Annotated in this window: 12 protein-coding genes; 11 read left to right on the top strand and 1 reads right to left on the bottom strand. The window is 74.0% G+C overall.

Features of this window, described 5'->3' with window-relative positions; all coding sequences use genetic code 11:
* The first annotated feature begins 53 nt into the window (after positions 1-53).
* The 10 genes from lepB (QSK52_RS32265) (at position 54) to QSK52_RS32220 (ending at position 10931) form a co-directional block, all read left to right on the top strand.
* Complete coding sequence (gene lepB / locus QSK52_RS32265; RefSeq protein WP_285739784.1) at positions 54-974, top strand: signal peptidase I; 921 nt, start codon at positions 54-56, stop codon at positions 972-974.
* Positions 975-1178: 204 nt separating this feature from the next.
* A complete protein-coding gene (gene lepB, locus QSK52_RS32260) occupies positions 1179-2096 on the top strand; it encodes a signal peptidase I (protein ID WP_285739783.1) in 918 nt (305 codons plus the stop codon).
* Positions 2097-2263: 167 nt separating this feature from the next.
* The gene (gene lepB / locus QSK52_RS32255; protein WP_285739782.1) at positions 2264-3004 is read left to right on the top strand and encodes a signal peptidase I; all 741 of its coding nucleotides are present in this window, start codon (positions 2264-2266) and stop codon (positions 3002-3004) included.
* A gap of 76 nt (positions 3005-3080) precedes the next feature.
* Positions 3081-3554, top strand: coding sequence for an NUDIX hydrolase (locus QSK52_RS32250; RefSeq protein WP_285739781.1), 474 nt, complete (start codon positions 3081-3083; stop codon positions 3552-3554).
* A gap of 56 nt (positions 3555-3610) precedes the next feature.
* Positions 3611-3937 carry a DUF2469 domain-containing protein gene (locus tag QSK52_RS32245; protein WP_030458804.1) on the top strand — a complete coding sequence of 109 codons (327 nt, stop codon included), beginning with the start codon at positions 3611-3613 and terminating at the stop codon, positions 3935-3937.
* Positions 3938-4127: 190 nt separating this feature from the next.
* A complete protein-coding gene (locus QSK52_RS32240) occupies positions 4128-4610 on the top strand; it encodes a YraN family protein (RefSeq protein WP_285739832.1) in 483 nt (160 codons plus the stop codon).
* 1 nt (position 4611) lies between these two features.
* Positions 4612-6279: a YifB family Mg chelatase-like AAA ATPase gene (locus QSK52_RS32235; RefSeq protein ID WP_285739780.1), complete on the top strand. Its 1668-nt coding sequence runs from the start codon at positions 4612-4614 to the stop codon at positions 6277-6279.
* A gap of 145 nt (positions 6280-6424) precedes the next feature.
* Positions 6425-7942: a DNA-processing protein DprA gene (dprA, locus tag QSK52_RS32230; RefSeq protein WP_285739779.1), complete on the top strand. Its 1518-nt coding sequence runs from the start codon at positions 6425-6427 to the stop codon at positions 7940-7942.
* 1386 nt (positions 7943-9328) lie between these two features.
* Positions 9329-10171 carry an RNA polymerase sigma factor WhiG gene (whiG, locus tag QSK52_RS39560; protein WP_352230339.1) on the top strand — a complete coding sequence of 281 codons (843 nt, stop codon included), beginning with the start codon at positions 9329-9331 and terminating at the stop codon, positions 10169-10171.
* 109 nt (positions 10172-10280) lie between these two features.
* The gene (locus QSK52_RS32220) at positions 10281-10931 is read left to right on the top strand and encodes a TetR/AcrR family transcriptional regulator (RefSeq protein WP_285739777.1); all 651 of its coding nucleotides are present in this window, start codon (positions 10281-10283) and stop codon (positions 10929-10931) included.
* Between the two features lie 7 nt (positions 10932-10938).
* On the opposite strand, the gene QSK52_RS32215 is transcribed toward QSK52_RS32220, so the two are convergent.
* Positions 10939-11487, bottom strand: a complete 549-nt coding sequence (locus QSK52_RS32215; protein ID WP_285739776.1) for a M23 family metallopeptidase — start codon at positions 11485-11487, stop codon at positions 10939-10941.
* A gap of 600 nt (positions 11488-12087) precedes the next feature.
* Here QSK52_RS32215 and rpsB point away from each other — a divergent pair.
* Positions 12088-12960, top strand: coding sequence for a 30S ribosomal protein S2 (gene rpsB / locus QSK52_RS32210; RefSeq protein ID WP_285739775.1), 873 nt, complete (start codon positions 12088-12090; stop codon positions 12958-12960).
* Positions 12961-12982 lie beyond the last annotated feature (22 nt).

Here is a 12982-nt window from a genome sequence, read left to right as displayed (position 1 = left end):
GCACCGGCTCCGCGCCCGACCTTGAGCCCGGGCCCGAACCCGAGCCAGAGTCCGTGTACCTCTCCTCCGGGGACGGCGCCGCGGACGGGGACGGCGCCGGGGGCGCGGACGGCCTCGGCGGCCGCCCCGCGCGGGGCCGCGCCGAGCGCCGCCGTGCGGCCAAGCGTGCCGCGCGCCGCAAGCAGCGCTCCTTCCTGCGCGAGCTGCCGGTGATCGTGCTGGTGGCCCTGGTCATCGCGCTGGTGATGAAGACCTTCCTGCTCCAGGTGTTCGTGATCCCCTCCGGTTCGATGGAACAGACCCTGCAGATCGGCGACCGGGTCGTCGTGGACAAGCTCACCCCGTGGTTCGGCGCCGAACCGGAACGCGGTGAGGTGGTGGTCTTCAAGGACCCGGGCGGCTGGCTGGAGAACGACCACAAGCCGTCCACGGACGGGCCCGTGGTGCGGAACGTGAAGTCGGTGTTCTCCGCGGTGGGGCTCCTTCCCTCCGACGACGAACGGGACTTGATCAAGCGGGTGATCGGCGTCGGCGGCGACACCGTGGAGTGCTGCGACGAGCACGGCCGGGTGAGCGTGAACGGCACCCCGCTGGACGAGCCGTACATCGCGGCCGGGAACTCGCCCTCGCGGATCACCTTCAAGGTGACGGTCCCGCAGGGACGGCTCTGGGTGATGGGCGACCACCGCGACCTGTCCGCCGACTCCCGTTACCACATGGGCAATCCGGGCTCCGGGACGATTCCGGTGGGGAACGTGGTGGGGCGCGCCTTCGTGGTCGCCTGGCCGCTCTCCCACTTCGGTCAACTGGGCGTCCCCGATTCACTCTCCTCCCTGCCGGTGCGGGCGGCAGGATCCGCCGCGGTTGAACCGGTTCCTGCGGAACCCCCGCTCGTTATGGGTGTGTTGGGCGTCCTTCCGCTCCTCACCCGGTGCCGCAGGACGGACCGGAGGGGCGAGCCGGTGGCCGACTGACGTTCCGGTCGGCGCGTGGGAGCACGGGCACGTCGACCGGGAGTGATAGAGAAGTGTGAAGTGCTCGGTTCCGGCCTGGTGTCGGGCCTGCCCAGGTAGGGCAAGCCAGAGGCGGGCCCTCGACTGATCGCAGAGTGTGGTGCCCGCTGTGCGGCACTGGTGAGCGCGGGCGCACAGGCGTCCGCACAGCAGGGAGGAGATGTCGTGGGGGATCTGGTGATCGGTGCCCGATCAGGTGCTCCGGAGCCCGACGGGGAGCCCGTCGGCAACCAGGAAGGGCTGTCCGCCGGTGACGGCGAGGAGCTCCGGAACGCCGAGGCCGGCTCGGAGACCGACGGGGAGGCCGAGAATCCGTCCAGGAGGGCTCCCCGGCAGCGTTCCTTCTGGAAGGAACTGCCGATCCTGATCGGCATCGCGCTGATCCTGGCCCTGGTGATCAAGACCTTCTTCGTCCAGGCGTTCTCGATCCCCTCGGGGTCGATGGAGAACACGCTCCAGGTCGGCGACCGCGTCCTGGTCGACAAGCTCACCCCGTGGTTCGGCTCGGAGCCGGAGCGCGGCGAGGTGGTGGTCTTCAAGGACCCGGGCGGCTGGCTGAACGACGAGCCGACCCAGCGCAGCGACAACTCCTTCGTGCGCGGCGTGCAGGACGTGTTCAGCTTCATCGGGCTGATGCCGTCCAGCGACGAGAAGGACCTGATCAAGCGCGTCATCGCGGTCGGCGGTGACACCGTCGAGTGCCAGGGCTCCGGTCCGGTCAAGGTGAACGGGGTGGCGCTCGACGAGCCGTACATCTTCCCCGGCAACACCCCGTGCGGGGAGAAGCCGTTCGGGCCGGTGCACGTGCCCAAGGGCGCCATCTGGGTGATGGGTGACCACCGCGGCAACTCGTTGGACTCGCGGTACCACATGGACCAGCCCGGGGGCGGTACCGTCCCGGTCGACAACGTGGTCGGCCGCGCCTTCGTGGTGGCCTGGCCGGTCGGCGACTGGGCGACGCTGCCCGTTCCGGACACCTTCGACCAGAAGGGGCTCGCTGCCGCCGGGCCGCTGGCCCCGACGATGGCCGGGACGGCGCTCGCCGTGCCCGCCGTCTGGTGGGTGCGTCGGCGCCGCCGCTGAGCGGGCAACGACCGATCGGGAACACCTCTTGCGCGGGCCGTGGTACCGGCGAGTAATCTGCTTGCACGTGCCGCGGCCCGCAGCGCTGTCCGGACCGGGACGGCCGGCCGCGGACCGGCCGCGGGGACTCGACCGGAGCCCCCGGCGGCCAGGAGAGGGCGGAGCCGATGAGCAGCGTCGCGGAGCGGGCACCGCGTGCCGAGGCCGGACCGGCCCGTCGCCGGAGCGTCGCGTCGATCGTGCAGGGCGTGGTGATCGCGCTCGGCTTCGTGATGCTGGTCGGCGGCTTCGCGCTGCTCGCCGTCCAGTACCGGCCCTACAAGATCCCCACCGGCTCGATGAGCCCGACCCTGGCGGTCGGCGACACCGTTCTGGCCCGCACCGGCGGGTCGGTCGGCCGCGGCGACATCGTGGTCTTCCAGGACCAGGACTGGGGCAACGCGACCCTGGTGAAGCGCGTGGTCGCGGTCGGCGGGGACACCGTCTCGGGCGACCGCGAGGGGCGGATCACCGTCAACGGGCACCAGGTGTCCGAGCCTTACCTCGCTCCGCTCCGGGTGGGCACGACCGAGTTCTCGGTCACCGTGCCCGAGGGGCGGCTGTTCCTGCTCGGCGACTTCCGGGGGAACTCCCTGGACTCGCGGAGCCACCTCGACGTGGCGTTCGGCTCGGTGCCGGTCTCCGGGGTGAGGGCGAGGGTCGAGGCGGTGATCCAGCCGTTCTCCCGGGCCGGGCTGGAGCAGCGCACCTCGTCCTTCGACGACCTGGGCGCGCCCGGCGCCCACCGGGCCGGTCCGCTGCTGCCCGCCGCGTGGACGTCGGCCGGCGGTGCGGTGCTGATCGTGGCCGCCTCCGCGGTGGGCGGAGCGGCCTCGCTGGTCCGCCGACTGCGGCGACGGAGGGCCTGACCCCGCGGTGGAGGACGGACCGGCCCCGGTGCCGGTGAGGAGACGCGCGCAGCGCCTCAGGACGGAGCCGAACCAGGTGGTGGCCGAGCAGCGCAGGGCCGTTCGGGTGCTGCTGCTGGACCCGGAGGACCGGGTCCTGCTGTTGCGCGGCACGGACCCGGCCGAGCCCGGCACCACCTGGTGGATCACGCCGGGCGGCGGCATCGAGCCGGGCGAGAGCCCGTTGGAGGCGGCCCGGCGCGAGCTGGCCGAGGAGACCGGGCTGACGGACGTGGACTGGGGACCGCCGGTCGCGTACGGCACGGTGGAGTTCTCCTTCCGGGGCAGGGAGTACCGACAGGAGCAGTGGTTCCGGCTGGCCCGTACCACGCGGACTTCGGTGTCACTGGCGGACGGCGGAGCGGACGAGCACGCGCTGCTGCTGACCGCCCGCTGGTGGACGCTGGGGGAGTTGAGGGCCACCAGCGAGACCGTCCACCCGCGCGGACTGGCCGAACTGGTGGCGCGGGTTCTGACGGATGGGCCGCCAGAACCGCCAGTAAGGCTCTGAGCACGGGCCCGGTGGTCCACAATGGGGTGGACGTGACGAGTGAGGGGACGCTTGGAATGAGTGCCGAAGACCTCGAGAAGTACGAGACCGAGATGGAGCTCAAGCTCTACCGGGAGTACCGGGATGTCGTCGGCCTGTTCAAGTACGTGATCGAGACCGAGCGGCGTTTCTACCTGACGAATGACTACGACCTCCAGGTGCACTCGGTGCAGGGTGAGGTGTTCTTCGAGGTGTCGATGGCGGATGCGTGGGTCTGGGACATGTACCGACCGGCCCGGTTCGTTCGGAAGGTCCGCGTGCTGACTTTCAAGGACGTGAACATCGAGGAGCTCGCCAAGAGCGACCTCGAGCTGCCCTCGGACGACTCCGCCTTCGGGAACTGACCGCGCTGCGGCCGTGCCCGGGCCACCGAGACTGACCCGGTCGCTCGGGCACTGTCCAGCGCATTTTTCGATCTGCGGGCATCTGTAGCTCGAACGGGTGAACGGAGTTATCCACAGGCCCGGGTTGTCCACAGGTCCGACGAACCCGCTGGCCCACCTCCGGCACGTGACGGCAACCTTCCGGCCGGAGGTGATTGCCGTGCAGAACCCCAACAAGACGTCCCCCAACAACGGCCTCGGACGCTACGGCGAGGAGGTCGCCGCCCGTCGGCTCGCCGAGGACGGGCTGTGCATCCTGGAACGCAACTGGCGCTGCGTCGAGGGCGAACTCGACATCGTCGCGCTCGACGGGGACACCCTCGCGATCTGCGAGGTGAAGACCCGTTCCGAGCGGGGCTTCCAACAGCCCGCCGAGGCGATCGACCAGGCCAAGGCCGACCGGTTGCGCCACCTCGCCGAGCGCTGGCTCGCCGAACGCTGGCCGGTGCACTTCTCCCGCCTGGTGCTCGCCGCCGAACGGGCCGGGGGAGGCGGGGGAGCCGACCTGCAGCCCGACGCGGAGAGCGGCGGTCCGGCTCCGCCGCCGCCCGGCGGGGTCCGGATCGACCTGGTCGCCGTGGTCAACCCCCGCCGGGGCGCCGCCGCGGTCGAGCACCTGCGCGGGGCGGTGTGAGATGGCCTTCGCCCGCACCTGCTCGGTCGCCCTGGTCGGGGTGGACGGCGTCGTGGTCGAGGTCCAGGCCGACCTCGAACCCGGGCTCGCGGCCTTCAGCCTGGTCGGCCTCGCCGACAAGGCCCTCCTGGAAGCCCGCGACCGGGTGCGGGCCGCCGTCTCCAACAGCGGCGAGAAGTGGCCGCTGCGGAAACTCACCGTGGGCCTCACCCCGGCCTCCGTGCCCAAGAGCGGCAGCGGGTACGACCTGGCGGTGGCCTGCGCCGTCCTGGCAGCCGCCGAACGGCTCGACCCCGCGTCGATCGACGGCCTGCTGATCATCGGAGAGCTGGGGCTGGACGGTCGCGTGCGCCCGGTGCGCGGCGTCCTGCCCGCGGTCCTGGCGGCGGCCGACGCGGGCTACCGGCAGATCGTGGTCGCCGAGCAGACCGCCGCCGAAGCGAGACTGGTGCCCGGAGTCTCCGTCCTCGGAGTGCGCAGCCTGCGCCAGCTCATCGCGGTCCTCACCAACGCCCCCGTCCCCGACGAACCACCGGACGCACCCACCGGCCGCCCCGACTCCTCGTTCGCGGGGCTGCTGCTGCCCGGCCTCGGCGTCCGCGACCTCACCTCGGAGCAGGCCGTCCGGCCCGACCTCGCCGACGTGGCCGGGCAGTACGAAGCCCGCCAGGCCCTGGAGATCGCCGCCGCGGGCGGTCACCACCTCTACCTGAAGGGCCCGCCCGGAGCCGGCAAGACGATGCTGGCCGAACGGCTTCCGGCCCTGCTCCCACCACTCACCCCCGCCGAAGCCCTCGAAGTGACCGCGATCCACTCCGTGGCCGGCCTGCTCCCACCCGACCGCCCCCTGATCGACACCCCGCCCTACTGCGCTCCGCACCACTCGACGACCATGCCCGCCATCGTCGGCGGCGGAACGGGACTGCCCAGGCCCGGAGCCGTCTCCCTCGCCCACCGCGGCGTGCTGTTCCTCGACGAGGCACCCGAGTTCCCGGTCCGGGTCCTCGACGCGCTGCGCCAACCCCTCGAATCGGGGGAGGTGATGATCGCCAGAGCCGCGGGCTCGATGCGGCTGCCCGCCCGCTTCCTGCTCTGCCTGGCCGCCAACCCCTGCCCCTGCGGCCGCTACTCACTGAGAGGAGAGGGATGCGAATGCACACCCGTCATGGTCAACCGCTATCAGGCGAGGTTGTCAGGCCCGCTGTTGGACCGGGTGGACCTCCAAGTCCAGGTCGCCGGAGTCACCAAGGCCGAGTTGATGCAGCAAGGCGGAAGGGCCGAGAGCACGGCGACGGTCGCCGCACGCGTGCGGGAAGCCCGGGCGCGGGCCGCCGCTCGCCTCGTCGACACCCCGTGGCGGACCAACGCCGAAGTGCCCGGGCACGAACTGCGCACGCGCTGGCGACTCGCACCCGGGTCGCTGGCCGATGCCGAGCGTGACCTCGACCGCGGCCTGCTCACCGCACGCGGACTCGACCGCGTCCTGCGGGTCGCCTGGACGGTGGCCGACCTCGCCGGTCGGGACCGTCCCAACCGGTCCGACGTCCAGAGCGCGCTGACCCTCCGCACCGGTGTCCAGCGCGCCGTCCGCCCGACGGACCGCAGGAGCGACCAGTGCTACCCGTACGCCGACGCCACCACCGACACGGATGCGGGGGACGAGCCCTGACCGCCCCGCACCCACCGCCGCGCCGGAGCCCGGCCGAACCGCTCCGGTCCGACCGGTCCCTCCAGCCGCCACCGTCCACCCCACCGCCGTCCGCCCCGCAGGAGCGGACGGGGACCGCGAACAGACCCGAGCAGAAGGAGCACCGATGACCGCGCACCCCGCGTCCCGCGCACACACCGACCAGCCCGCCGCCCCGCCGGACGCCCCGGCCGTCGATCCGGTCGGCGCCCGGGTGGGGTGCGACGGCGGCGAGCGCCTCCGACACCCGGTCCGCGGTGCCGGGCCGCCGTCCGTGCACCGCTCGCGCCACGGGCCGACCGGGCCGGTCCGGGGCGTGCCGCGAGCGGGCGGCGGACCGGACCTGGCCGACCCGCCGGGTCCGCCACCCGACGGCCGACCCGGGCAACCGCACCGGGTGGCCGCGGCCGCGACCGCGGACCGACCCGCCCGTACCGGGACGGCACGGAGCGAGCCCCGGGTCATCCGCCCCACGGCGTGGGCCGCGCCGACGCCCCCGCCGGATCCGCCGGAGCCCGAACGGATCTCCCGGGCGGCGCTCACCAGGCTGATCGAACCGGGCGACGCCGCGATCGGCAGGGCGATCCGCCGACTCGGTGCGGTCCAACTGCTGCAGGGGTTCTACGAGGGGGCGCCAGCGGACCGGCTCGGGCTCGGTGCCGACCGGATCGCGGCCTACCAGGAGAGGTTGCGGAAGTTCAACCCGGTCACCGACCTGGAGCGCATCACCAAGCTCGGTGGGAAGTTCATCATTCCGGGCGACAGCGAGTGGCCCTCCCAACTCGACGACCTCGGCGACAGCCGCCCGGTCGGGCTGTGGACCCGCGGCCTCCCGTCCCAGCGGCTGCCGTCGCTGCGGCTGCTCGCCCTGAGGTCGGTGGCCGTCGTCGGATCACGGGCCTGCACCGCTTACGGGCGGCATGTCGCCGGCCAGCTCGGGTCCGAACTGGCCGAGCGGGGCTGGGTGGTCGTGTCCGGGGCGGCGTACGGGGTGGACACCGCCGCGCACCTGGGGGCGTTGGCGGTCAACGGGATGACGATCGCCGTGCTCGCCAGCGGTGTCGACATCTGCTACCCGCGCGGGAACGAGGGACTGATCCAGCGGATCGGGCGCGACGGGCTGCTGGTGAGCGAACTGGCGCTCGGGATGAACCCGACCAGGTTCAGGTTCGTGCTGCGGAACCGGGTGATAGCAGCGCTCACCCGCGGCACGGTCGTGGTCGAGGCCGCACCGCGCAGCGGCGCGCTCAGCACCGCACGCCGGGCCCGGGACCTCAACCGGCACACCATGGGCGTCCCCGGCCCGATCACGTCCGAACTCTCGGCGGGCGTGCACACGTTGATCAGGGCCGGGACGGCCACCATGGTCACCAGCGGCGCGGAGGTGGGCGAGCTGATCGGCGCCATCGGGGCCGACCTGGCGCCGGAACGGGTCGGCCCGATCCTGCCGAGGGACGCACTGGAACCACCGGTGGCCCGCGTCCTGGAGGCGGTGCCCGCCAGTGCGGACGGAGCGCCGGTCCAGCGGCTCGCCCACTACGCGGCGCTCTCCGAGGCCGCCACCGTCCAGCACCTCCACGAACTGAGCTCGCTCGGCTTCGTCGAACGGCACGGAGCACATTGGAGGCTGGTGCGTCGCAAGTGATCACATCCGGGCAGAGTCGGACGGGCTGATGGACATCGAGCGGGGCAACCGGTCAACAAGAGGTGGTGCGGGGCGAGTTGGGGGACGATGACGGGGCGACGGGCCGGGCCGGGCGCCGCGCGGGGCGGCCGGGCCCGGGCGCCCGACGGGGTGCGCGGGTGAGCGCCGGTCGGTGCTGGTCTGCGGGCGGCCCGGGCAGGAAGGGGCCCGGGCGCACCGGGCGGCCCGTCCGCGACGCGCCGACGCCGCCCTTTGCTGCCACCGGATCGGGCGACGCCCGAGTGGCGGTAGCACTGTGCAGCGACCCGGTCACGCTACGCTCGCCCATGGCGTCCCTATCAGCACATGACTCGGCAGAACGGCGCAGACCAACGCATGCCCACTCACATTCCCGGACACAGGGTGACCGGTGACGGTCGGTCCCCGGACGGGACGGGGGCCGAGACCCACAACGCCGCGGAACTGCGGGCCAGATCCGGGGGAGTCGTGGGAATGACGCGACCGGGCAGCCCCCCGGCCGCGCCCCCGCAGCCCCAGCCCCGTCCCGCCCCTCCCTCCCCCCTCCCGCACCCGCCCGCCCCGTCGGGGCCCGCGGCCCGGCCGACCCCGGCCCGTCCACCGGCCGACCGGGCGGGCCAGGTGCCGCCCCGTCCGCAGGCGACACCGCCCGGCGCGGTGGCGAAGCCGCGGCCGTACGGCGACGAGACCGCCCGTACGGGCGCGGGCGCGGGCGCGGGGACGGGGGAGGGGGCCCGGTCGGGCGGTCCGGCCGGAGCCGAGGGCCGGGACGGCAGCGACCGGGGCGAGGGCGGTCGCGATAGCGGCGCTCCGAGGGGTGCCGACGGGCCGCGGCCGGGGCCGGTCGGCACCGAGCACCCGTCTCCGGGGGTGCCCGCGGCCGGGCGTCCGGTGCGCGGCCAGTCCAAGCGGGGGGCCCGTTCGAAGGCGAAGGAACCGTCCGTCCGGAGCACCCAGGTCCGCAGGCAGGCGGGCGGGCCGCCGCCCGCGCGCTCGCCGGAACCTCCGGCACCGGCCCCGAACGGGGGCCGGGGCGCGGGCGCGAGCCCGGGCCTGCGGCAGGACGGGCCCCCACCGGTCCAGTTGCCGGCCCCCGCACCCGGGTCGGGCGGTGCGACCGGCCACGGTGGCGGGAGCGGACAGCCGTCACCGGCGCCGGGTGCGCCGCCGGCGGTGCCGCCCCCGGCCGCAGCCGTCCTCCCGGTCGGGGCCGCGACTCCGACCGGGCCTGCGTCTCCTGGAGCGCCCGGGGCTTCCGCGGCGCCCGGAGCTTCCGGCAGCGCCGCGCCGTCCGCGAAGACCGCCGGGCGTAGCGGGTCGTCGGGCAGTGGGGCGGGCGCAGGCGCGGGCGGGCGCGCCGGGGCCACGGTGCCGGCGCCGGCCTCCGCACCGGGTGCACGCGACGGTGCGGCGGGCGAGGGGAAGGCGGGGGAGCGGGCGAAGGGCGCCGACCAGTCGGCGCTGCAGGCGTTGTGGCGCTCGTACAAGGAGACCGGTGACCACGGGCTACGGGACCAGCTGATCCTGCACTACTCGCCACTGGTGAAGTACGTGGCGGGCCGGGTCGGGGTCGGGCTGCCCGCCAACGTGGAGCAGGCGGACTTCGTGTCCTCCGGGGTCTTCGGGCTGATCGACGCCATCGAGAAGTTCGACATCGACCGGGCGATCAAGTTCGAGACCTATGCGATCAGCCGGATCCGCGGGGCGATCATCGACGAACTGCGGGCGCTGGACTGGATTCCCAGGTCGGTCCGGCAGAAGGCCAAGGCGGTCGAGCGGGCCTACGCCACGCTGGAGGCCCGGCTGCGGCGGACGCCGCACGATCCCGAGGTCGCGAGCGAGATGGGCATCTCGCTCGACGAACTGCACACCATTTTCAGCCAGTTGTCGCTGGCCAACGTGGTGGCGCTGGACGAGCTGCTGCACTCGGCGGGCGAGGGCGGCGACCGGCTCACCCTGATGGAGACGCTGCCGGACAGCGGTGCGGACAACCCGGTCGAGATCGCCGAGGACCGCGAGCTGCGGCGGCTGCTCGCCTCGGCGGTCAACACGCTGCCCGAACGGGAGAAGACCGTCGTGACGCTCTACTACTACGAGGGCCTGACCCTGGCGGAGATCGGCCAGGTGCTCGGGGTGACCGAGAGCCGGGTCAGCCAGATCCACACCAAGTCGGTGCTGCAGCTGCGGGCGAAGATGTCCGACGTCCGCTGAGCGCCGGGCGGCGCGCCCGGCGCGTGGTGGCCGGTGGGAGCGCGGTGTCGTGCCCACCGGCCGTCGGCGTCCGTAGAGTTGGGACGTGCCGAAAATCCGGGCGGCCACGGTGGCCGAGCATCGACAGTTGCAGCAGGCGGCGCTGCTGGACGCCGCACGCGTCCTGCTGGCGGAGGGCGGCCGGGAGGCGCTGGGCTTCGGCGCGCTCGCGGCGCGCACCGGCCTCGCCAGGTCCTCGGTGTACGAGTACTTCCGCTCGAAGTCCGAACTGGTGGAAGCGCTCTGCACGGTCGACCTCCCGCTCTGGGCCGCCGAGGTCGAAGCGGGCATGGCGGCCCGCGACAGTGCGGCCGAGCGGATCGAGGCGTACGTCCGCGGCCAGGTGTCGCTGGCCACCGACCCGGTGCACCGCGCCGTGGTCGCCGTCGCCGAGTACGAGCTCGACGACGCCGCGCGGGCCAGGATCAGGGCGGCCCACGCCGGGCTGACCGCCATGGTGGTCCGCACCCTGGAGGACCTCGGCCACGACCGGCCCGGCGTCGCGGCCGCCCTGCTCCAGGGCGTGGTGGAGGCGGCGGTCCGCCAGGCCGAACGGATCCGCGGCGAGGACGCCGCCGGGGCCGTCCGGGAGATCGCCGACACCGCGGTGCGCTTCGCCCTCGACGGACTGCGCCCGGCGGACCGGGGAGGAGCGCACCCGGCGGCCGGGACGGCAGGGACCGCGGGGGCGGACGGAGCAGCCGGGGCGGCCGGGAGCTGACTGCGGCTCACGGCGGGGTGAGCGGGAGCAGCCGGGCCCGCCCGGAGCCGAGCAGGCCGAGCGGGTCGAGGTAGTGGTCGCCGCGGAGCAGCCCCCAGTGCAGGCAGTCGACCGGGCAGTGGCCGGAGCCGGTGGCCACCACCCCGATCGGGTCGCCCGCCGCGACACCCGCGCCGACCGCTGCGGAGGCGGTCACCGGCAGGTACGTGGTCCGCAGCGGAGGCACACCCGACCCGGTGTGGGTCACCACGACCACCGGACGCCCGGCGACCTCCCCGGCGAAGGTCACCACGCCCGGCGCCGCCGCCCGCACCACCGTGCCCGGCGCGGCCGCCAGGTCCACCCCGCGGTGCCCCGCGGCCCAGCGCGTCGGGGGCGGGTCGAACCGCCGCAGCAGCCCCGACCGATCGCCCACCGGCCACACCCGCCCCGGCCCGGACCCGACCGCAGGGGGCCGCACGGCGGGGGAGCGCACCGCACCCGCCGCCGGCGCGAACCCGCCGAGCGCCACCAGGGCCAACCCCTGCACCAGCAACAGCGCCGCGCCCGTCCGCATCCGCACCCACCCCCGTCCCAGCCTCCGTCCCCGCCGCTGCCCCAGCCCCAGCCCCCGTCCCACCCCGCACCACCCCGTCCGCTCCTCCCGCACCGCCGCTCCTCCCGCGTCGACTCCCGACCGCTCCGGTCCGCGTCCGACCGTTCCCGCCAGGGTGGGGCGCGCGGTGCCCGGCGTGCGCGTCGGTTCCGGGACCTGTGGACAGACCGGGGCTGTGGACAACCGCCGTCCCCCGCAGGGGTGAAGGGCGGGCGGCGGGCCGTTCGGAGCGGCGCTGAACAGGGCCGCGGGAACGCGGGGAGTCGCCCGCCGCTCGGGGCTTCCCGTACACTTCACACGCGACCCGGTCTGCCGGGTCGACTTCGCACGCCCCGCCACCGGCGGTCCGCCCCCTCGGGGGAGCGGTCGTCACGGTGCGAGTGCCGCTCGGTCCGCCGAGCCTGCCGAGGCCGCAAGCCTCGCGCAGGCCGAGCGGCTTGGCACGTCGGGGCGTCAGGCGTGACGGTCGCCCGACCGGCACGGACAAACCGAGTACCCCGGCACCCCGCAGGCTGCAAGCCGCCGAACGGCGCGCCGGGCAACACACGAGGAGCACGGCACATGGCCGTCGTCACGATGCGGGAGCTGCTGGAGAGCGGCGTCCACTTCGGTCACCAGACCCGTCGTTGGAACCCGAAGATGAAGCGCTTCATCTTCACGGAGCGCAACGGCATCTACATCATCGACCTCCTGCAGTCGCTGAACTACATCGACCGCGCCTTCGAGTTCGTCAAGGAGACCGTTGCCCACGGCGGCAGCGTCCTCTTCGTCGGCACCAAGAAGCAGGCCCAGGAGGCCATCGCCGAGCAGGCGACCCGCGTGGGCATGCCGTACGTCAACCAGCGCTGGCTGGGCGGCATGCTGACCAACTTCTCGACCGTCTACAAGCGTCTGCAGCGCCTCAAGGAGCTCAGCGAGATCGACTTCACGGACGTGGCCGGCTCCGGCCTCACCAAGAAGGAGCTCCTGGTCCTCCAGCGTGAGTACGACAAGCTGGAGAAGACCCTCGGCGGTATCCGCGACATGCAGCGCGTGCCCAGCGCCGTCTGGATCGTGGACACCAAGAAGGAGCACATCGCGGTCGGCGAGGCCCGGAAGCTCAACATCCCGGTCGTCGCCATCCTCGACACCAACTGCGACCCGGACGAGGTCGACTACAAGATCCCGGGCAACGACGACGCCATCCGCTCCGTCACCCTGCTGACCCGCGTGATCGCCGACGCCGTCGCCGAGGGCCTGAAGTCCCGCGCCGGTGTCGCCAAGGGCGACGCCAAGGCCGAGCCGGGCGCCGACCAGCCGCTGGCCGCCTGGGAGAAGGAGATCCTCGAGGGCGAGAAGGCCGCCGAGGCCCCCGCCGCCGAGGCCGCTCCGGCTGAGGCCGCTCCGGCCGAGGCCGCTGCCGAGGCTCCGGCCGCCGAGGCCGAGCAGGCCTGACGTACCACAGGGTGAGGGGCAC

Source organism: Kitasatospora phosalacinea, assembly GCF_030268885.1.
GTDB classification, from domain to species: Bacteria; Actinomycetota; Actinomycetes; order Streptomycetales; family Streptomycetaceae; genus Kitasatospora; species Kitasatospora phosalacinea_C.
This window is presented reverse-complemented; position numbering and strand designations above follow the sequence as displayed.

Coding starts and splice junctions, on each gene's coding strand:
- QSK52_RS32235 (WP_285739780.1), top strand. CDS start 4,612: ATGGCCTTCGCCCGCACCTGCTCGGTCGCCCTGGTCGGGGTGGACGGC.
- dprA (WP_285739779.1), top strand. CDS start 6,425: ATGACCGCGCACCCCGCGTCCCGCGCACACACCGACCAGCCCGCCGCC.
- QSK52_RS32245 (WP_030458804.1), top strand. CDS start 3,611: ATGAGTGCCGAAGACCTCGAGAAGTACGAGACCGAGATGGAGCTCAAG.
- QSK52_RS32215 (WP_285739776.1), bottom strand. CDS start 11,487: ATGCGGACGGGCGCGGCGCTGTTGCTGGTGCAGGGGTTGGCCCTGGTG.
- rpsB (WP_285739775.1), top strand. CDS start 12,088: ATGGCCGTCGTCACGATGCGGGAGCTGCTGGAGAGCGGCGTCCACTTC.
- lepB (WP_285739782.1), top strand. CDS start 2,264: ATGAGCAGCGTCGCGGAGCGGGCACCGCGTGCCGAGGCCGGACCGGCC.